Below are 20,275 nucleotides of genomic sequence, written 5' to 3' on the forward strand. Positions count from 1 at the left end.
TCACCTCTGCGGCCGCCCAGCCCGCCAGTCTTAACGGAAGCTTGACGTGCCCACCCCCCTCTTTCATGGGCCACCGCATCACGCTCCGCTTACGCTGATCGGGCCGTCCAGTGATGGCCGGAAAACCACGCTGAGCCGCACATCGGGAGCACGTCGATGGCCACCACCGAGCACCCAGTACCGAGCCGTCCGGAGCCCATCTCACCCGGCCGTCTGCGCGCCTGGATGCTGGAAGGCCTGTCCGACATGGGCAAGGACGGTGGCCACACCGGGCCCCACGCCCAGCCGGAGCCCCCGCACCGGGGACAGCGCTGGTGGCGGGTGATGTGCCTGACCGGCGTCGACTACTTCTCGACCCTCGGCTATCAGCCAGGCATCGCCGCCCTGGCCGCCGGGCTGCTGTCACCGATCGCGACCATCGTCCTGGTCGTCGTCACCCTGGCCGGCGCCCTGCCCGTCTACCGCCGCGTGGCCGAGGAGAGCCCCCACGGCGAGGGCTCGATCGCGATGCTGGAACGGCTGCTCTCCTTCTGGCAGGGCAAGCTGTTCGTGCTGACTCTGCTGGGGTTCGCCGCCACCGACTTCCTCATCACCATCACGCTGTCGGCCGCCGACGCCTCCACCCACCTCGTGGAGAACCCCCATCTGACCGGTGCCCTGCACGACAAGCAGATGCTGATCACCCTGGTCCTGGTGGCCCTGCTCGGGGCCGTGTTCCTCAAGGGCTTCCTGGAGGCGATCGGCGTCGCGGTCGCCCTCGTCGGCGCCTACCTCGCGCTGAACGCGGTCGTGGTGGCCGTCGGCCTCTACCACGTCATCACCGCCGGCCATGTGATCACCGACTGGTCGAGCGCCCTCACCACCCAGCACAGCAACGTCCTCGCCATGATCGGCGTCGCCCTGCTCGTCTTCCCGAAACTGGCGCTCGGGCTCTCCGGGTTCGAGACGGGCGTCGCCGTGATGCCGCACGTCCAGGGCGACCCGGACGACACGGAGGCACGGCCGACCGGCCGCATCCGCGACACGAAGAAGCTGCTCACCACGGCCGCGCTGATCATGAGCGTCTTCCTGATCACGACCAGCTTCATCACCACCCTGCTCATCCCGGAGAAGGAGTTCGAGGCGGGTGGCCAGGCCAACGGCCGCGCGCTCGCGTACCTGGCGCACGACTATCTGGGCAACACCTTCGGCACGGTCTACGACGTCTCGACGATCGCCATCCTCTGGTTCGCCGGTGCGTCCGCGATGGCCGGCCTGCTCAACCTGATGCCGCGCTACCTGCCCCGCTACGGCATGGCCCCGCACTGGGCCCGCGCCGTGCGGCCCATGGTCATCGTCTTCACCCTGATCGCCTTCCTGGTGACCTGGATCTTCGACGCCGACGTCAACGCGCAGGGCGGTGCCTACGCCACCGGCGTGCTGGTCCTCATCAGCTCCGCCGCGATCGCGGTGACCATCGCCGCCCGCAAGGCCCGGCAGCGGAACTGGACCATCGCCTTCGCGGTGATCTCCGCGGTGTTCCTCTACACGACCGTGCTCAACGTCATCGAGCGCCCGGACGGCGTGAAGATCGGCGCCTGCTTCATCGCCGGCATCATCCTGGTCTCCCTGCTGTCACGGCTGGCCCGGGCCTTCGAGCTGCGCGTGACCAGCGTGACGCTGGACGACATGGCGGAGCGCTTCGTCCGCGACATGGCCAGCCGCCGGATACGGTTCATCGCCAACGAGCCCGACCGGCGCGACATCGCCGAGTACCGCGACAAGATCGAGCAGATCCGGCACGACAACGACGTGTCCGGCCAGGAGGACTTCGTCTTCGCCGAGGTGACGGTGACCGACCCCTCCGAGTTCGAGGCGGGCCTGACCGTACGCGGTGAGGTGCTGCACGGCCGCTACCGCGTCCTGACCCTGGAATCGTCCTCGATCCCCAACGCCCTGGCCGCGCTGCTGCTGCACGTCCGCGACGCGACGGGCCGCACCCCGCACATCTACTTCGAGTGGACCGAGGGCGGGCCCTTCGCCAACTTCCTGCGCTTCTTCCTGTTCGGGCAGGGCGAGGTCGCCCCGGTGACCCGCGAGGTCCTGCGTGAGGCGGAGCCTGACCGCAAGCGGCGGCCGAGGGTGCACGTGGGCTGACTCAGTCCGTCGCGCCCTTCCTGCCGAAGCCCCTTCGCGGCGGGCGCGCCACGACCTGCCCGTAGTGGATCTCGCCCGTGATCCGTATCCGCAGCAGAACGGGGGCGTCGGCCGGCCGACGGGCCTTGATCTCGGAGTAGTTCAGCCCGAGGCCGCCCGTGTCGACCACGACACCCGGCCGGGTCAGCAGCTTCAGGGCGCCCGCCCGCAGATCCAGGTCGATGTCCAGGATGTCGTGGGTGATCACCGCGTCGGTGAAGTCCAGAGTCACCTCACCCCACGCCGAACGGATCTCCAGCCGCCGCGGCACCACCCAGCCGTCACCCCGGCGGGTCGAGGCCCCCTCCTGCCGGATCCGGACGACGCCCTCGGCCTCGCCGGACGCCTGACCGGCCAGCGCGGGCAGATCCGCCGTCAGCACGGCGAGCTCGCCCACCGTGCGTGCGGACAGCGCCGTCTCGAGCCGCTCCTCGAGCTCCTCCAGGGTGAGCCGTCCGTCACCCGCGGCGACGCGCAGCACGTCCACGACCCGGTCCCGGTCCGCGTGCGACGCCCTCACCTCGGGTGATCCACCGGCCCGCGCGATCTCGGCCGCCATCACTCCACCCCCGATCCCCCGGGCACGCCGCCCGGCCCACCCACTCGACCACTAACGCTATATCGCGTTATACCCAACGGCCAACCCCGCAGCCGCAGTTCCCTCCCGACGCCCCTATCGTGACCGGCATGCAGTCCTACACGATCGGCCAGGCAGCACGGCTGCTCGGCGTCAGCCCGGACACCGCCCGCCGCTGGGCGGACGCGGGCCGCATCACGACCCACCGCGACGAGGCCGGGCGACGGCTCGTCGACGGGCGTGACCTGGCCGCCTTCTCGGTCGAACTCGCCCGGTCCGGCACCGCCGAGGAGGACACCGCCTACACCTCGGCCCGCAACGCCTTTCCCGGCATCGTCACCGCGATCAAACTCGGCGACGTCGCCGCCCAGGTCGAGATCCAGGCCGGCCCGCACCGCCTCGTCTCCCTGCTCACCCGCGAGGCGGTGGAGGAACTGGGCCTGGAGGTAGGCGTGGAGGCGACGGCCCGCGTGAAGTCGACAAACGTTCATATCGACCGCGTCTGAGGCCTGGACAGGAGAGCAGGGGGCACGCAAAACGCGCATACCAGGCCCAAAACCCCCTGTCGGACTACCGTGCAGCCATGAGCCTGAGCATTCGCAACCAGCTCCCCGGCACCGTGACCGCCGTCACCACGGGCGAGGCCATGGCGGCGGTCACGGTCCGCCTCACCGGCGGCCAGGACCTCACCGCGGCGATCACCCGCGAAGCCGCGGAAGACCTCCGTCTCGCCCCGGGCACGGCCGTGCGCGCCCTGATGAAGTCGACGGAGGTCTCCTTGGCGACCGCGCCCATCGAGGGCCTGTCGATCCGCAACCAGCTCCCTGGTACGGTCACCGACCTCGCCGCCGGCGCGGCGATGGCATCCGTCCGCGTCACGGTGGAGGGCGGCGAACTGACCGCCGCGATCACCCGGGACGCCGCGGAGGACCTGGCCCTCTGGCCCGGGACCCCCGTCGTCGCGCTGATCAAGGCGACCGAGGTGTCACTCGCCACCGCGTGACTCGCCCGTACATGGCGAGAGGGGCCCCGCACCGCGGAGCCCCTCCCTGTGACCGGCCGGCCGGTCGTCAGTCCTCGTACGCGTCCAGCGGCGGGCAGGAGCAGACGAGGTTCCGGTCGCCGTAGGCCTGGTCGATGCGGCGCACCGGCGGCCAGTACTTGTCGGCTGTCGACATCCCGGCCGGGAAGACGGCCTCCTCACGGCTGTAGGCGTGCTCCCACTCCCCGGCGAGCGCGCCGGCGGTGTGCGGGGCGCCGCGCAGCGGGTTGTCCTCCGCGGGCCACTCGCCGGAGCCGACCTTCTCGATCTCCGCGCGGATGGCGATCATCGCCTCGCAGAACCGGTCCAGCTCGGCCAGGTCCTCCGACTCGGTCGGCTCGATCATCAGCGTCCCGGCCACCGGGAACGACATGGTCGGCGCGTGGAAGCCGTAGTCGATCAGCCGCTTGGCGACGTCGTCGACGCTCACGCCGGTCGTCTTGGTCAGCGGGCGCAGGTCGATGATGCACTCGTGCGCGACGAGACCGCCGGGGCCGGTGTAGAGCACCGGGTAGTGCGGCTCCAGCCGCTTGGCGATGTAGTTGGCGCTGAGCACGGCCACCTGCGTGGCCCGCTTCAGCCCCTCGCCGCCCATGAGCCGGACGTACGCCCACGAGATGGGCAGGATGCCGGCGGAGCCCCACGGGGCCGCCGAGATGGGCCCGACGCCCGTCTTCGGGCCGGCCTCGGGCTGCAGCGGGTGGTTCGGCAGGTAGGGCGCGAGGTGCTCGCGCACCGCGACCGGGCCGACCCCGGGGCCGCCGCCGCCGTGCGGGATGCAGAAGGTCTTGTGCAGGTTCAGGTGCGAGACGTCGCCGCCGAAGTGCCCCGGCTTGGCGAGCCCGACGAGCGCGTTGAGGTTGGCCCCGTCGACGTAGACCTGCCCGCCCGCCTCGTGCACCTGCGCGCAGATGTCGGCGACGTGCTCCTCGAACACACCGTGCGTGGACGGGTACGTGATCATGAGCACGGCCAGCTGGTCGCGGTACTGCTCGATCTTGGCCCGCAGGTCCTCGACGTCGATCTCGCCGTCCTCGGCGGTCTTCACGACGACGACCTTCATGCCGGCCATCACGGCGCTGGCGGCGTTGGTGCCGTGCGCGGACGACGGGATCAGACAGACGGTGCGCTGCTCGTCCCCGTTGGCCCGGTGGTACCCGCGGACGGCGAGCAGACCGGCCAGCTCGCCCTGCGACCCGGCGTTCGGCTGGAGGGAGACCTTGTCGTAGCCGGTGACCTCGGCGAGCCGGTCCTCCAGCTCGTGGATGAGGGTGAGGTAGCCCCCGGCCTGCTCGGCGGGCGCGAAGGGGTGCAGCTGCCCGAACTCGGGCCAGGTGATCGGCTCCATCTCGGTGGTCGCGTTGAGCTTCATGGTGCAGGAGCCCAGCGGGATCATGCCGCGGTCGAGCGCGTAGTCGCGGTCGGCCAGCTTGCGCAGGTAGCGCAGCATGGCGGTCTCGGAGCGGTGCTGGTGGAAGACCGGGTGCGCCAGGTAGTCGTCGGTCCGCAGCAGCGCGGCCGGAAGCCCGTCCTCGGTGGCCGCGTCCAGCGCCTCGACGACGCCGTCGACACCGAAGGCGGCCCAGACGGCACGCAGCTGGGCGCGCGTGGTGGTCTCGTCGCAGGCGATCGAGACGTGGTCGGCGTCGACGTGCCGCAGGTTGACCCCGTTGTCCCGGGCGGCGGCCACGACCTCGGCGGCCCGGCCCTGGACCCGCGCGGTCAGGGTGTCGAAGTACGCCCCGTGCACGATCTCGACGCCGCCGCCCGCGAGGCCGGCGGCCAGGACCGTGGCGTACCGGTGGGTGCGCCGCGCGATGCCCTTCAGGCCCTCCGGGCCGTGGTAGACGGCGTACATGCCGGCCATGACGGCCAGCAGCACCTGCGCGGTGCAGATGTTGCTGGTCGCCTTCTCACGGCGGATGTGCTGCTCACGCGTCTGCAGCGCCAGCCGGTAGGCCTTGTTGCCGTCGGCGTCCACGGACACGCCGACGAGCCGCCCGGGCAGGCTGCGCGCCATCTTGTCCTGGACCGCCATGTAACCGGCGTGCGGTCCGCCGAAGCCCATGGGGACGCCGAAGCGCTGCGTCGTGCCGACGGCGATGTCCGCCCCGAGCTCGCCGGGCGACTTCAGCAGCGTCAGCGCCAGCAGATCGGCGGCGACGGTCACGAGCGCGCCGAGCTCGTGCGCCCGGTCGATGACCGGCTTGAGGTCCCGCACGACACCGGAGGCGCCCGGGTACTGGAGCAGCACGCCGTTGATCTCGCGCTCGGCGATCTCGGCGGGGATGCCCTCGCTGAGGTCGGCGACGACGATCTCGACGCCGGTCGGCTCGGCGCGGGTCCGGATCACGGCGATGGTCTGCGGCAGCGTGTCCGCGTCGACCAGGAACAGGCCCTTCTTGTTCTTGCCCAGGCGCCGCGACAGCGCCATGGCCTCGGCGGCCGCGGTGCCCTCGTCGAGCAGGGAGGCGCCCGAGGTCGGCAGTCCGGTCAGTTCGGCGACCATGGTCTGGAAGTTGAGCAGCGCCTCGAGCCGGCCCTGCGAGATCTCCGGCTGGTACGGCGTGTAGGCCGTGTACCAGGACGGGTTCTCCATGACGTTGCGCATGATGACCGGCGGCGTGAACGTGCCGTGGTAGCCGAGGCCGATCATGGAACCGAGGACCTGGTTGCGGTCGGCGAGGGAGCGCAGCTCGGCGATCACCTCGGCCTCGCTGCGGGCCCCCGGGAGGTCCAGTGCCTCGGCGCTCTTGATCACGGCGGGGACCGCGGCGGCCGTGAGCTCGTCGAGCGAGCCGTAGCCGACCTGGGCGAGCATCTTGGCGCAGGCCTCGTGGTCGGGGCCGATGTGGCGCTGCTCGAAGGGGACTGCCTCTTCGAGCTCGGAGAGCGGAATGCGGTGGGCGGTCATTACGGAGGCCTCCTGGTCGACACGACCTGCGAGGGGCACCACGGCACGGGTACCCGGACGGCCTCCCCCTCTGTCATCTCAACCTGAGAGCTTCACCGGATCGCCCGAAGACGTCCGGCTTTCACCGTCGGTGAGAGCGGAAGCCGTCGACACCCGCCCTGCTTTCCAGAGTGACCTCGTCCGTGCGGTACGTGAGCCTGAGAGATTCCGGGGAGGATTTGCTCCTTCGGCGCCTCCGATGGTGTCCGGAGGACTCTCCCGCACGGGGTCAACAGCCGCTGCCAGCGTACCAGCGAGGTCAACGCACGAACCTTCGAGTGGCCGCATCCCTACTTGTACCGTTTTGTAGTGTTTACGGATGAGGTGCGACCATGTGGAGGGCCCGTGCGAACCGACATCGATCCGCGCAACCTGATCGGCCGCAAGGCGTTCGACCGCAACGGGACCAGGATCGGCACGATCGACGAGGTCTACCTCGACGACGCCACCGGCGAACCGGAGTGGGCGGCCATACGGACCGGCCTGTTCAGCAGGGACGCCTTCGTCCCCCTGGAGCCCAGCGAACTGATCGAGGGCGCCCTCCACGTCCCCTTCGAACGCGCCCTGATCAAGGACGCCCCTGACTTCGGCGTGGGCCGCCACCTCTCCCCCGAGCAGGAACTGCAGCTCTACCACCACTACGGTCTCGACGTCGCCGCCCCGCCCCCGCTGCCGGACCACGACTTCGGCAAGCTCGCGGGCACCGATGAGACGGCCTGAGACACCGCCCCGGGCACGCCGCCTCCCCCATCCGGCCCCCGTAACACCAACGGCAACGGATCCGCCGCCTCCAGGTCCGGATCGTCGACCCGGAACGTCCGCACCCGGCCGGGCTCCGAGTGGGGCGTCTCGAACCGTACGGTGACCCGCCCGAGGCCGCTGCCCTGCACCCACCCGTGCCCGAACTCGGCGTGCCGCACGTCGTGCCCGGCGGGCCACCGCCGCTCGGCGAGCGACGGCTGCTCCTCGGCCGCCGCCACGGCGTGCTCCTCGACCGGGCCCTCCGCGACCGCCCGCTCCCCCGCCGCCTGGGCGAACAGGTCCTCCTGCGTGTAGTCGGCGAGTCCGCTGACCCCCACACCGAGGAGCCGCACCCCACCGGTCGTATCGACCGAGTCCAGCAGTCTGGCCGCCGCCTCGCGGATCACCGCGGGATCGTCCGTGGGCCCGCGCAGCGTCTCGGACCGGGTGAGCGTCGAGAAGTCGTAGCGCCGCACCTTCAGCACGATCGTCCGCCCCGACAGCCCGGCCCCGCGCAACCTGCGCACACACCGCTCGGCGAGCCGCTGCACCTCCAGGCCGACCCGTGTCCGGTCATGGATGTCCACGTCGTAGGTGTCCTCGACCGACACCGATTTCGTCTCGCGCTCCGCCACCACCGGCCGGTCGTCGCGCGCCAGGGCCATGGCGTACAGACCGTGCCCGTGCGCCTTCCCCAGCAGCCGGACCAGTTCGTCCTCGCCCGCCTCGACGATCTCCTCGACCGTGGTGATCCCGGCCCGCCTCAGATGGTCCCCCGTCGCCGGCCCCACCCCGGGCAACGTCCGCACCGACATCGGCCCGAGCATCGCCCGCTCGGTGCCCGGCTCGATCACCACCAGCCCGTCGGGCTTGGCCTCCTCCGAGGCGATCTTCGCCAGCATCTTGGAGGCGGCGAGTCCCACCGACCCCGTGAGCCCCGTGACGGTCCGTATGTCCGCGCGCAGCTTGATCCCGGCCAACCGCGCCGACGGCTCGTCCCAGGCCACTCCCCCGGCTTCCAGGTCCACGAACGCCTCGTCCAGGCTCAGCGGCTCCACCAGAGGCGACAGCGCACGCAGCAGCTCCATCACCCGCTCGCTGATCGACTTGTAGAGCGTGAAGCGCGGCACGAGATACGCGGCGTTGGGAGCGAGCCGCCGGGCCTGCCCCATGGGCATCGCCGAATGCACCCCGAAGACCCGCGCCTCGTACGACGCGGTCGCCACCACCCCACGCGGCCCGAGCCCGCCCACGACCACGGCCTTCCCACGCAGGCTCGGCTTGGACGCCTGCTCCACCGAAGCGAAGAAGGCATCCATGTCGAGATGCAGGATCGTGGGCGCGGTTCTCACAACTCCGATGCTGCCCTACGCCACTGACAACGCCCCGCGCGGCAACCCCGGACACCCCACCGGAAACCGTTGCGGCACCCCTGGCACCCCTGGCACCCCTGGCACCTCACCGGAAACCGCTTACGGCCGGGCGCGGAAACGTCCCGCCTCCTGCGACCGCGTACATCCCGCGCCGCCCGAGGGATCAGACGGCCCGGTTCCGGCGGCGCGCCAGCTCGTCCGCCGGGTTGGGCCCCACCAGGGTCTCGCCGGTGTCGATGCGCTCACCGTGCAGCTGGGACAGGGCGCTCTCGACGTCCCGCCACACCACGCCCACGGCGATCCCGAACACACCCTGGCCGCCCTGGAGCAGGGCATGGACCTCATCGGGCGAGGTGCACTCGTAGACCGTCGCGCCGTCGCTCATCAGCGTCATGCGCTCCAGATCACTGAAACCGCGTTCCCTGAGGTGCTGGACGGCCGTGCGGATGTTCTGCAGCGACACCCCGGTGTCGAGGAACCGCTTGACGATCTTCAGGACGACCACGTCCCGGAAGCTGTACAGCCGCTGCGTCCCGGACCCGTAGGCGGGCCGCACGCTCGGCTCGACGAGCCCCGTGCGGGCCCAGTAGTCCAACTGCCGGTAGGTGATACCGGCGGCCGCACAGGCCGTGGGGCCGCGATAGCCGATCTGCTCGGACGCCATGGACGTCGTCCCTCCGCTGCTCGCCACCGCTGTCGGCCGCTGCGGAGCGTGATCGGCCGCACCACCCGGCTGGGGGCATCCCCCGCCCGGGAGGGGCCGTGAGCCGGGGGGAGGGTACGGACCGCTCGCCCTGAGACTGCGCTCGGGGCCGCCCCCAGCCGTACCGTCGCCGCTGCTTCTCACGCCGACCTCCGTCCTTGACCTGCCTTCTCGACGGTAGGCAGTCACCAGGGGTGCGTCAACGATCGCCACACTCGCCACGCCGAGTGATAATCACCCTGAGAGTGGTTTCCCGTGCCCCACCGCGGGGAAAGGCTAGCCGAATGTGTGCGGCACGAACCGTATGACGCTCTCACGCGCCACCGGCACATGCGGGCATTTCACCCTTTGCGCAAACGTCGGGCGGCCCGGTCACGGACCACACCGTCCGCCGGGCCGCCCACACGACTGTTCCGACCGCTGCCGCTCCTCGAGCAGCTCACTGACTGCTGGTGCCGAAGTCCTCCGGAGAGATCTGGTCGAGGAACTCGCGGAACTTCTCCACCTCGTCCTCCTGCTCGTCCGGGATCGCGATACCGGCGTCGTCGAGCACCGTGTCACTGCCGTAGATCGGCGTCCCGGTGCGCAGCGCGAGCGCTATGGCGTCGGACGGGCGGGCACTCACCTCGACGCCGCTGGCGAAGACCAGCTCCGCGTAGAAGACGCCCTCACGCAGGTCCGTGATGCGCACTTCCGTGAGCTCCTGGCCGACGGCTTCCAGCACGTCCTTGAACAGGTCGTGTGTCAGCGGCCGCGCGGGAGCCATCCCCTGCTGGGCGAAGGCGATCGCCGTCGCCTCCCCCGGTCCGATCCAGATGGGGAGGTAACGGTCGCCTCCCACTTCACGCAGCAGCACGATCGGTTGGTTGGAGGGCATTTCGACCCGGACACCTACGACATCGAGCTCGTTCACACAGCAACCCTAGGCCGTGCTCGGGACGTTTGGGTAGTCGGGCCGGGATAGGGCGCCTGATCCGGCCCTGGTAGCCGGCCGCCTCAGGGCAGTCGCACCCCGAGCGCCGTCTGCACCAACGCGGCGTGCAGCTTCACCGTGAGCCCCGCCAGCTCCCTGGTGCGGGCCTCGGCATGGGCCCTGGTCTGCGGGTTGCGGTGCCGCCTGAGCGGGGCCACCACCTGGTCCACGAGACCGGCCTCCCGCTCCGCGGCGGCCTTCATGGCCCGCAGGTGCCTCGGCTCGATCCCGAACCGCCCGAGTTCGACGACGAGCAGGGCGACGGTGACCGCCTCGGCGTCGTACGCCCCGTCCTCCAGTGGAGTGAGGAGGCCGTAGGACTCCCAGTCCTTGAGCTCTTGCTCGTCGACGCCGACGGCGGCGAGCAGCTCATCCCGCCCGATCCTGGCCGCTGTGGGCCCCTCGGGCGGCTCGCAGGCGGACGCACCGTCCCGCTGACGCCCCACGACCGGCAGCTGCACGGCCTCACCGCGCTCCATGGCCTCCAGGTGCTCCCGGATCACCTTCAGAGGCAGATAGTGGTCCCGCTGCATCCTCAGGACGTGACCGAGGCGTTCGACGTCATCGGCGCTGAACTTGCGATACCCCGACGGGGTCCGCCGCGGCTCGATGAGCCCTTCCGACTCCAGGAAGCGGATCTTGGAGATGGTCACTTCGGGAAACTCGTCGCGCAGCGCGTTCAGCACCGCGCCGATGCTCAGCAGCCCACTGTCCGTGGCGGCGGTGCCGTGTCCGGCGCCGCCGCTCGGTGTTTGAAGCATGGACCTTCCCTGACGGATGGACCTTCGCCGAGGCCTGTCCGGACCGAGCCCGGTCAGTAGCCCCGCTGGCTGGCGTAGAAGACCAGCCGGTACTTGCCGATCTGCACCTCGTCGCCGTTGTTCAGGGCGACCTGGTCGATCCGCTCCCGGTTCACATACGTGCCGTTCAGGCTGCCCACGTCGGCCACCGTGAACGAACCGTCCTGGCCACGGCGGAACTCCACGTGCCGCCGGGACACCGTCACGTCGTCCAGGAAGATGTCGCTCTGCGGGTGCCGGCCGGCCGTGGTCAGGTCGCCGTCCAGCAGGAAACGACTGCCCGAGTTCGGCCCGCGGCGCACCACCAGGAGCGCGGAGCCCAGCGGCAGCGCGTCGACGGCGGCCTGAGCCTCGGGCGACAGGGTCGGCATCGGCGTCTGGCCGGTGGTCTCGCTGTCGTAGGCCTCGAGACCGGAGATGGAGATCGTGGAGGTCGTCTCGGACGGACGCTCCGGCGTAGCCCCCGCCCTCAGCGGCGCGCCGCAGTTGGAGCAGAAACGGCTGTTCTCCGCGTTGCGGTTACCGCACCTCGTACACACCAGGGCCGACATCGGATCCTCCTGCCGCGGCTGCCCACCCGGGGCGTTGGACGCATACGGGTCGGAAAACCCTCCACCCGCACTTGAGGTTGACGGTTGCCCGAAACCTATGCCGCCGGCCTGCGCAGGGTCAACCGACGGCGCGCCCTGACCACCGGAAACATCGCCGCCCGGGCCGCCGACCTGGTCCCGGAACAGCGGCCGCTGGCCCTCCGCGTCAGGCTGGGCGCGATGGCGAGCGGTCGCATTGTCGCTGCCTTCTCGCGCGCTCTTGCCGAACAACTTCGCAAACAACTTCACGGGCGATTCCCCTTGACCGAAACAGACCCGCCCGTGGGGCAGGACGAACCCTGACTGAACACTCTGGCCGACCCGGACATCCTGACAACGTCCGTCTGCACCAGACAGTTTCCACCACGCACCGCCCATTCGGTGCGCCGACCCCCCGCAACCTCATGCCCTCGCCGAACGCCGCCCATGCACCCCCGGTTCACCGCGAGGACGACCGAGCGTAGTCAGGCCGCTTCGCTGCTCGCAAGGCGTCCACGACGATGTCGGTGGACCGCTCGATCGTGACGGTGGCCTGTTCCTTCTCGAGAGTCTGCACCACACCTCCGGGGATGTTGAGCGCCGGCTCGAGGTCCTGCGACTTGCCGATGACCTTGAAACGATAGGGCGCGTTGATCTTGTTCCCGTCGACGCCCACACCCTTGCCCGAGTCCGTGAGATACGTGCTCGCGACGACCCGTACGCCGTTGACCTGGATCGCCTCCGCACCCGCCGCGCGCAGCTCCTGGATCGCGTCGAGCAGCATGTCCGCCTCGACCGTCCCCTTCGTGTCCTGGATCGTCATGGTGATGCCGGGCCCCCGCGCGGCCACCGTGCCCGCGAGGATGCCGAGTTGCCTCTCCTTCTCGATCGTCTGCTTCCGGGCCTCCTCGGCCTGGTCAGAGCTGTTCTCCAGCTCGTCGCGCTGCTTCTCGAGACCCTGCTTCTCGTCCTCAAGACGTTGAGTACGGTCATCCAGTTCATCGAGGATGCGAACAAGATCTTCCTGACGTGCGCCACGCAGGGCACTGTCGCTGTCGCTGTTCGAGGCCACCTGCACGGCCAGCCCGAATCCGAGACCGAAGAGCAGCACCGCGACGATGAGTTGTGCCCGGGTGACACGCGGCGGCCACACCCCCTGCACCAGCCGCTGCCGCCCGGTCAGCCGCGGCTCGGGGTCCGGCTTCGGTTCCGGCGCCTGCTGTGGTTCCGCTGCCTGCCGGCGCTCCGGCTCCCCGGGAGTCTCCTCGGCGGCGGGCGCAGCCGCGGGCACCTCCTGGGGCAGCTCCTTGCGCAGCCCGTTCCCGGACCCTGCGCTGTCGTCGCGCGCGTCGTCCCGCTCCTCGGCGGGCTTGTCCGGCTTCTCGTCGTGATCGCTCATCGGCCTCACGCCCGGAACACGTGCCGGCGGATCGCCGCGGCGTTGGAGAAGATCCGGATGCCGAGGACGACCACCACACCGGTGGACAGCTGGGCGCCCACGCCCAGCTTGTCGCCCAGGAACACGATCAGCGCGGCCACCACCACGTTCGACAGGAACGACACCACGAAGACCTTGTCGTCGAAGATGCCGTCGAGCATGGCGCGCAGTCCGCCGAAGACGGCGTCGAGCGCCGCCACGACGGCGATCGGCAGATAAGGCTCGACCACCGCCGGAACCTCAGGCCGGACCAACAGGCCGGCCACGACTCCCACGACGAGGCCCAGTACGGCGATCACGATGTGCCTTTCTCGCTCTTCTCAATGCTCGGCTGTGCTGTACGTACGGTCACACTCGGTGCGGCAGGCAGCCGGAGGTCGTCCTCCACGGAGATGCCTGTCCTGATGCCGTAGCTCTCCTGCAGCGCGTTCAGATACAACCCGTCCGCGCTGTCCTGGAACCGCTTGCTCAGCCGCGGACCGTCCCCCACCGCCAGCACCGTGTACGGCGGTACCAGCGGCTTGTTGTCGACCAGTATGGCGTCCCCCGCGGCCCTGATCGCGGACAGCGCCGTCAGGCGCTGCCCGTTGATCGAGACGGCCTCGGCGCCCGACTCCCACAGCCCGTTGACCACACGTTGCATGTCCCGGTCACGCACCCGGCCGGTGTCGGAGAAACCGGAGGTCTCACGCGGGTTGCCGTCGCCACCCGAGGCGGCTTCCTTGGCGTCGTTCACCACGAGCTTCACACCGGGGCCGTGCACCGCGACCGCGCCGGACAGGAGGCCCGCAAGATCGGAGTCCGCGCTGCCACCGCTGTGCTTCAGTGCCTCGCGCTGCCGTGCGCTCACGTCCCCGCGCAGCTCGTCGACGGAGTCCTCCAGCTTGTCCGCCGCCTCGGTCTCCCGGTCGATGCGGTCGACCAGCTCTTCCCGCTCCTTGGCCACGACCGGGGCGGCAACCCGCGCCTGCGCCGCTCCGACGGTCACGACCAGGGCCGCGAGCACCAGTCCGGCGGCGAGCCCCAGCTTCGCCCTGAGGGTCTTCGGCATGCCGCTGTCGCCCGCGGCCTTCTTGCGCTCGGCGGCCTCGGCGTATCCGTCGTCGAGGCTGTGGTCCATGACGTTGGTGAGCAACGACATGGACGCATCCGGGCGCCGGGGCCGCGTGGGTGTGCTCCGAATGGGGGGTTGCTGCGGCATGCCGCACATCGTCGCACGTCGCGAGCACTACCTCCGAACGGCCCCACCGGCGTGCCGGACAGGCCCCGTTGGGGACACATGTCCGGCACGCACGCGTGCAGCCCGTTCTACCGGCCGGCGCTGTCCACGACCGCCGACCATTCGTCCAGCAGGGCCTGCGCGGAGGCGTCGTCCGGCCCTTCGGCCCACAGGTGGGTGACGGCCTCGGCCGGGTCGGGCAGCACCATCACCCAACGGCCGTCGGTCTCCACCACCCGCACACCGTCCGTGGTGTCCACGAAGCGATCTCCGGCCGCTTCGACGACCCGCCGCATCACGAGCCCCTTGACGGCCCACGGGGTCGCCAGATCGCGCTTCAGGACGTGCGCCCGCGGAATGCGCGCGTCGATCTGGCTGAGCGTGAGCTGCGTCCGTCCCACGAGTCCGATGAGACGTACGAAGGCCGCGGTGGCGTCGTACACGCTGCTGAACTCGGGGACGATGAAGCCGCCCTTGCCGTCACCGCCGAAGATCGTCCCTTCCTCGCCGCCGACGCGCGTGAGGTCGTCGGGAGAAGTGGTCGTCCACTCGACCTGCGTCCCGTGGTACGCCGCCACCTGCTCGGCGATCCGGGTCGTGGTCACCGGAAGCGCGACCCGTCCGCTGCGCCGCTCGGCGGCGACGAGGTCCAGCATCACGAGCAGTGCCCGGTCGTCCTCGATGATCCGGCCCTTCTCGTCGACGAGCGACAGCCGCTCACCGACGGGGTCGAACCGCACACCGAACGCGGCTCCCGAGGACGCCACGATCTCGCCGAGCCGCACCATCCCCGACCGCCGCATGTCGGCCGTCTCGGTCGGCCTGGACTCGTCGAGACCGGGGTTGATCGTCAACGAGTCGACCCCGAGCTTGCCGAGCAGGCTCGGCAGCACCAGTCCCGCGCTTCCGTTGGACGCGTCCACGACGACCTTCAGCCCGGAGTCCGCGATCCCGGTGGTGTCGACGTTCCGCAGCAGCGACCCGGTGTACGAGTCGAAGACACTGGCCGGGAAGTGCAGGTCACCGATCTCACCGGGGAAGGCTCGGCGGTACTCCTGCCGCGCGAACACCCGGTCCAGCTTCCGCTGGCTCCCCTGCGAGAGGTCGGCACCCTGCCCGTCGAAGAACATGATGTCGACGGAGTCCGGCACGCCGGGCGTGGTACGGATCATGATGCCGCCCGCACTGCCACGCGCGGTCTGCTGCCGGGCCACGGGCAGCGGCACGTTCTCCAGGTCCCGCACGTCGATCGCGCTGGCCTGCAGCGCGGAGATCACCGCCCGCTTCAACGCACGAGCACCACGCGAGTGGTCCCGGGCCGTGGTGACGGTCGAGCCCTTTTTCAGCGTCGTGGCGTACGCGCCCGCGAGACGCACCGCGAGTTCCGGCGTGATCTCCACGTTGAGGATGCCGGAGACACCACGGGCACCGAAGAGATGCGCTTGGCCCCTGGATTCCCAGATTACCGAGGTGTTGACGAAGGCACCGGCCTCGATGGTCTTGAACGGGTAGACCCGAACATTGCCCTGGACGATCGATTCTTCACCGATCAGGCACTCATCACCGATGACCGCCCCGTCCTCGATCCGCGCCGCACGCATGATGTCGGTGTTCTTACCGACCACGCAGCCGCGCAGATTGCTGTGGGGCCCGACGTAGACGTTGTCGTGGACGACGGCCTTGTGCAGAAACGCGCCGCTCTTGACGACCACGTTGGAGCCTACGACGGTGTGCTCACGGATTTCGGAGCCGGCCTCGACCTTGGCGTAGTCACCGATATAGACGGGTCCACGGAGAACGGCGTCCGGATGGACCTCCGCTCCTTCGGCGACCCACACGCCCGGGGAGATCTCGAAACCGTCGATGTCGACGTCGACCTTGCCCTCCAGGACGTCGGCCTGCGCCTTCACATAGCTCTCGTGCGTGCCGACGTCCTCCCAGTACCCCTCGGCGATGTAGCCGTAGACGGGCTTGCCTTCCTTCATGAGCTGCGGGAAGACGTCACCGGACCAGTCGACGGGCACATCGGGCTCGACGTAGTCGAAGACCTCGGGCTCCATCACGTAGATTCCGGTGTTCACGGTGTCGGAGAAGACCTGGCCCCAGGTGGGCTTCTCGAGGAAGCGCTCCACCTTGCCTTCTTCGTCGACGATGGTGATCCCGAATTCCAGCGGATTGGGCACACGCGTCAGGCAGACCGTGACCAGCGCGCCCTTCTCCTTGTGGAAATTGATGAGCTCGGTGAGGTCGAAATCCGTCAGCGCATCGCCGGAGATGACGAGGAAGGCATCGTCCTTCAGCGCTTCCTCGGCGTTCTTGACGCTTCCAGCGGTACCGAGTGGCTTCTCCTCGTTGGCATAGGTGAGCTCCATACCGAGCTCTTCGCCGTCACCGAAGTAGTTCTTGACGAGCGACGCCAGGAACTGGACAGTCACGACTGTTTCGTTGAGCCCATGCCTTTTGAGCAGCCGAAGAACATGCTCCATGATCGGCCGGTTGGCCACCGGCAGGAGCGGCTTGGGCATGCTTGAGGTCATGGGACGAAGGCGTGTGCCTTCGCCTCCGGCCATCACGACGGCCTTCATGTCGGAAGCGTCCTCCTCAAAGAGACGGTCTAGCCGACTTCCCCCGCCAGGATTGTCCCTCACTTATCCAGCACGGGCCATCGCTCCGCTTCGGCAGCGGGACCATCCGAGAGTTCAATCGGCCATGGCGTCCGCACGGACCAGGCGGCGGACTTGTACCACGTAGAGGACTCCTGCCCACCAGTACAGCGTTGTACCCCATCCGGCGAACGCCCATCCGAAAATGGCAGCCAGTGACGAGATCCAGCCGGTTCCGTCACTGAGCAGGAGCAGGGGGAAGGCGTACATCAGGTTGAAGGTGGCTGCCTTACCCAGGAAGTTCACCTGGGGCGGTGGATAGCCGTGCCGGCGGAGGATGCCCACCATCACCAGCAGAACCAGCTCCCGCGCCAGAAGTACAGCGGTCAACCAGAGGGGCAGAATCTCCCGCCAGGTGAGGCCGACCAGGGTCGAGAGAATGTAGAGCCGGTCAGCCGCGGGGTCGAGGAGCCGGCCGAGGCTGCTGATCTGATTCCAGCGCCGCGCGAGCTTGCCGTCCAGATAGTCGCTGACGCCGCTCAGGGCCAGTACCAGAAGGGCCCACCCGTCACTCTTGGGCCCACCGAACTCAGGACGCAGGATCAGCCACAGGAAGACGGGCACGCCGATGAGGCGGGCCATGCTGAGGATGTTCGGGATGGTGAGCACACGGTCCGTCTGGACGCGAGTCTCCTGAACCTCCACCCGGGGGCCTCCTGTGGGAAACGAGCCAACGATGCTCCCTGACCCTACCTCAACGCAAAAAAGCTCTGGCTCTTGGGCTGGGCGCCCAAGAGCCAGAGCTATAAAAGGAGTTCGGCGGCGTCCTACTCTCCCACAGGGTCCCCCCTGCAGTACCATCGGCGCTGTAAGGCTTAGCTTCCGGGTTCGGAATGTAACCGGGCGTTTCCCCTACGCTATAACCACCGAAACACTATGAAACTGTCGAACAATGCCGCACCACACCATCAACGATGGCATGGGGCCGTTCGTGGTTTCAGAACCAACACAGTGGACGCGAGCAACTGAGGACAAGCCCTCGGCCTATTAGTACCGGTCAACTCCACACGTTACCGTGCTTCCATATCCGGCCTATCAACCCAGTCGTCTACTGGGAGCCTTACCCTCTCAAGGAGGTGGGAATACTCATCTCGAAGCAGGCTTCCCGCTTAGATGCTTTCAGCGGTTATCCCTCCCGAACGTAGCCAACCAGCCATGCCCTTGGCAGAACAACTGGCACACCAGAGGTTCGTCCGTCCCGGTCCTCTCGTACTAGGGACAGCCCTTCTCAATATTCCTACGCGCACAGCGGATAGGGACCGAACTGTCTCACGACGTTCTAAACCCAGCTCGCGTACCGCTTTAATGGGCGAACAGCCCAACCCTTGGGACCGACTCCAGCCCCAGGATGCGACGAGCCGACATCGAGGTGCCAAACCATCCCGTCGATATGGACTCTTGGGGAAGATCAGCCTGTTATCCCCGGGGTACCTTTTATCCGTTGAGCGACGGCGCTTCCACAAGCCACCGCCGGATCACTAGTCCCGACTTTCGTCCCTGCTCGACCCGTCGGTCTCACAGTCAAGCTCCCTTGTGCACTTACACTCAACACCTGATTGCCAACCAGGCTGAGGGAACCTTTGGGCGCCTCCGTTACTCTTTAGGAGGCAACCGCCCCAGTTAAACTACCCATCAGACACTGTCCCTGATCCGGATCACGGACCCAGGTTAGACATCCAGCACGACCAGACTGGTATTTCAACGACGACTCCCCCTGAACTGGCGTCCAGAGTTCACAGTCTCCCAGCTATCCTACACAAGCCGAACCGAACACCAATATCAAACTGTAGTAAAGGTCCCGGGGTCTTTCCGTCCTGCTGCGCGAAACGAGCATCTTTACTCGTAGTGCAATTTCACCGGGCCTATGGTTGAGACAGTCGAGAAGTCGTTACGCCATTCGTGCAGGTCGGAACTTACCCGACAAGGAATTTCGCTACCTTAGGATGGTTATAGTTACCACCGCCGTTTACTGGCGCTTAAGTTCTCAGCTTCGCCCCACCGAAATGGAGCTAACCGGTCCCCTTAACGTTCCAGCACCGGGCAGGCGTCAGTCCGTATACATCGCCTTACGGCTTCGCACGGACCTGTGTTTTTAGTAAACAGTCGCTTCTCGCTGGTCTCTGCGGCCACCCCCAGCTCGAACAGCAAGTGTTCTCACCAGGTGTGGCCCCCCTTCTCCCGAAGTTACGGGGGCATTTTGCCGAGTTCCTTAACCATAGTTCACCCGAACGCCTCGGTATTCTCTACCTGACCACCTGAGTCGGTTTAGGGTACGGGCCGCCATGAAACTCGCTAGAGGCTTTTCTCGACAGCATAGGATCATCCACTTCACCACAATCGGCTCGGCATCAGGTCTCAGCCTTATGTGATCCGGATTTGCCTGGATCACGGCCTACACCCTTACCCCGGGACAACCACCGCCCGGGATGGACTACCTTCCTGCGTCACCCCATCACTCACCTACTAACCGCTTGGTCCGGCGGCTCCACCACTTTCCTTTCCCCGAAGGGTCCGGAACGGCTTCACGGCCTTAGCATCACGATGCTCGATGTTTGACGCTTCACAGCGGGTACCGGAATATCAACCGGTTATCCATCGACTACGCCTGTCGGCCTCGCCTTAGGTCCCGACTTACCCTGGGCAGATCAGCTTGACCCAGGAACCCTTAGTCAATCGGCGCACACGTTTCTCACGTGTGTATCGCTACTCATGCCTGCATTCTCACTCGTGAACCGTCCACAACTCGCTTCCGCGGCTGCTTCACCCGGCACACGACGCTCCCCTACCCATCACGATCCCCGTTGGGGGTATATATCGCAATGACACGACTTCGGCGGTACGCTTGAGCCCCGCTACATTGTCGGCGCGGAATCACTAGACCAGTGAGCTATTACGCACTCTTTCAAGGGTGGCTGCTTCTAAGCCAACCTCCTGGTTGTCTCTGCGACTCCACATCCTTTCCCACTTAGCGTACGCTTAGGGGCCTTAGTCGATGCTCTGGGCTGTTTCCCTCTCGACCATGGAGCTTATCCCCCACAGTCTCACTGCC

16 protein-coding genes, 2 rRNA genes and 1 riboswitch (1 of these 19 cut by a window edge) are annotated in these 20,275 nt (G+C 68.1%); of the genes, 4 read left to right on the forward strand and 14 right to left on the reverse strand.

The features are described 5' to 3' along the window. Positions 1–156: 156 nt before the first annotated feature. Positions 157–2,136 (forward strand): APC family permease, encoded by a 1,980-nt coding sequence (locus QOL88_RS05975; RefSeq protein ID WP_097215437.1) that lies wholly within the window; start codon positions 157–159, stop codon positions 2,134–2,136. Position 2,137: 1 nt separating this feature from the next. On the opposite strand, the gene QOL88_RS05980 is transcribed toward QOL88_RS05975, so the two are convergent. Beyond that, on the reverse strand, positions 2,138–2,734 hold the full coding sequence (locus QOL88_RS05980; protein ID WP_097215438.1) for a DUF1707 SHOCT-like domain-containing protein: 597 nt from the start codon (positions 2,732–2,734) through the stop codon (positions 2,138–2,140). Between the two features lie 128 nt (positions 2,735–2,862). On the opposite strand from QOL88_RS05980, the gene QOL88_RS05985 reads away from it, so the two are divergent. Continuing rightward, entirely contained in the window at positions 2,863–3,258 is a 396-nt protein-coding gene (locus tag QOL88_RS05985) for a TOBE domain-containing protein (RefSeq protein ID WP_097215439.1), read from the forward strand. 77 nt (positions 3,259–3,335) lie between these two features. Beyond that, the gene (locus tag QOL88_RS05990) at positions 3,336–3,755 is read left to right on the forward strand and encodes a TOBE domain-containing protein (RefSeq protein WP_097215440.1); all 420 of its coding nucleotides are present in this window, start codon (positions 3,336–3,338) and stop codon (positions 3,753–3,755) included. Between the two features lie 67 nt (positions 3,756–3,822). Here the strand turns inward: QOL88_RS05990 and gcvP are convergent, their stop codons facing one another. Next, complete coding sequence (gene gcvP, locus QOL88_RS05995; RefSeq protein WP_097215441.1) at positions 3,823–6,708, reverse strand: aminomethyl-transferring glycine dehydrogenase; 2,886 nt, start codon at positions 6,706–6,708, stop codon at positions 3,823–3,825. Positions 6,709–6,883: 175 nt separating this feature from the next. Beyond that, positions 6,884–6,979: riboswitch (glycine riboswitch) on the reverse strand. A gap of 113 nt (positions 6,980–7,092) precedes the next feature. Here gcvP and QOL88_RS06000 point away from each other — a divergent pair. Further along, positions 7,093–7,467 carry a PRC-barrel domain-containing protein gene (locus tag QOL88_RS06000; protein WP_031104789.1) on the forward strand — a complete coding sequence of 125 codons (375 nt, stop codon included), beginning with the start codon at positions 7,093–7,095 and terminating at the stop codon, positions 7,465–7,467. Here the strand turns inward: QOL88_RS06000 and QOL88_RS06005 are convergent. The 12 genes from QOL88_RS06005 to QOL88_RS06060 form a co-directional block, all read right to left on the reverse strand. After that, positions 7,386–8,840 carry a DNA polymerase IV gene (locus QOL88_RS06005; protein ID WP_097215442.1) on the reverse strand — a complete coding sequence of 485 codons (1,455 nt, stop codon included), beginning with the start codon at positions 8,838–8,840 and terminating at the stop codon, positions 7,386–7,388. The genes QOL88_RS06000 and QOL88_RS06005 overlap by 82 nt on opposite strands. Positions 8,841–9,024: 184 nt before the next feature. Further along, complete coding sequence (locus QOL88_RS06010; protein WP_097215443.1) at positions 9,025–9,708, reverse strand: MerR family transcriptional regulator; 684 nt, start codon at positions 9,706–9,708, stop codon at positions 9,025–9,027. Positions 9,709–10,003: 295 nt separating this feature from the next. Then, positions 10,004–10,477: a bifunctional nuclease family protein gene (locus QOL88_RS06015; RefSeq protein WP_026253112.1), complete on the reverse strand. Its 474-nt coding sequence runs from the start codon at positions 10,475–10,477 to the stop codon at positions 10,004–10,006. An 83-nt stretch (positions 10,478–10,560) separates the two neighbouring features. Then, entirely contained in the window at positions 10,561–11,298 is a 738-nt protein-coding gene (gene ftsR / locus QOL88_RS06020; RefSeq protein ID WP_097215444.1) for a transcriptional regulator FtsR, read from the reverse strand. Positions 11,299–11,351: 53 nt separating this feature from the next. Then, complete coding sequence (locus QOL88_RS06025) at positions 11,352–12,305, reverse strand: zinc-ribbon and FHA domain-containing protein (RefSeq protein ID WP_097215445.1); 954 nt, start codon at positions 12,303–12,305, stop codon at positions 11,352–11,354. A 61-nt stretch (positions 12,306–12,366) separates the two neighbouring features. Then, the gene (locus QOL88_RS06030) at positions 12,367–13,305 is read right to left on the reverse strand and encodes a DUF881 domain-containing protein (RefSeq protein WP_257027560.1); all 939 of its coding nucleotides are present in this window, start codon (positions 13,303–13,305) and stop codon (positions 12,367–12,369) included. 5 nt (positions 13,306–13,310) lie between these two features. Continuing rightward, on the reverse strand, positions 13,311–13,643 hold the full coding sequence (locus QOL88_RS06035) for a small basic family protein (RefSeq protein ID WP_003988855.1): 333 nt from the start codon (positions 13,641–13,643) through the stop codon (positions 13,311–13,313). Then, positions 13,640–14,554 carry a DUF881 domain-containing protein gene (locus tag QOL88_RS06040; protein ID WP_097215446.1) on the reverse strand — a complete coding sequence of 305 codons (915 nt, stop codon included), beginning with the start codon at positions 14,552–14,554 and terminating at the stop codon, positions 13,640–13,642. The genes QOL88_RS06035 and QOL88_RS06040 overlap by 4 nt, the downstream gene beginning before the upstream one ends. 98 nt (positions 14,555–14,652) lie before the next feature. Beyond that, positions 14,653–17,148, reverse strand: coding sequence for a mannose-1-phosphate guanyltransferase (locus QOL88_RS06045; protein ID WP_030835876.1), 2,496 nt, complete (start codon positions 17,146–17,148; stop codon positions 14,653–14,655). A gap of 114 nt (positions 17,149–17,262) precedes the next feature. Further along, positions 17,263–17,871, reverse strand: coding sequence for a cardiolipin synthase ClsA (gene clsA, locus QOL88_RS06050; protein ID WP_097215447.1), 609 nt, complete (start codon positions 17,869–17,871; stop codon positions 17,263–17,265). A 109-nt stretch (positions 17,872–17,980) separates the two neighbouring features. Then, positions 17,981–18,097 (reverse strand): 5S ribosomal RNA (rrf, locus tag QOL88_RS06055). Positions 18,098–18,193: 96 nt separating this feature from the next. Further along, a 23S ribosomal RNA gene (locus tag QOL88_RS06060) occupies positions 18,194–20,275 on the reverse strand (it continues 1,039 nt past the right edge of the window).

Source organism: Streptomyces sp. Ag82_O1-12, from assembly GCF_900182715.1.
Taxonomy (GTDB): Bacteria; Actinomycetota; Actinomycetes; order Streptomycetales; family Streptomycetaceae; genus Streptomyces; species Streptomyces massasporeus.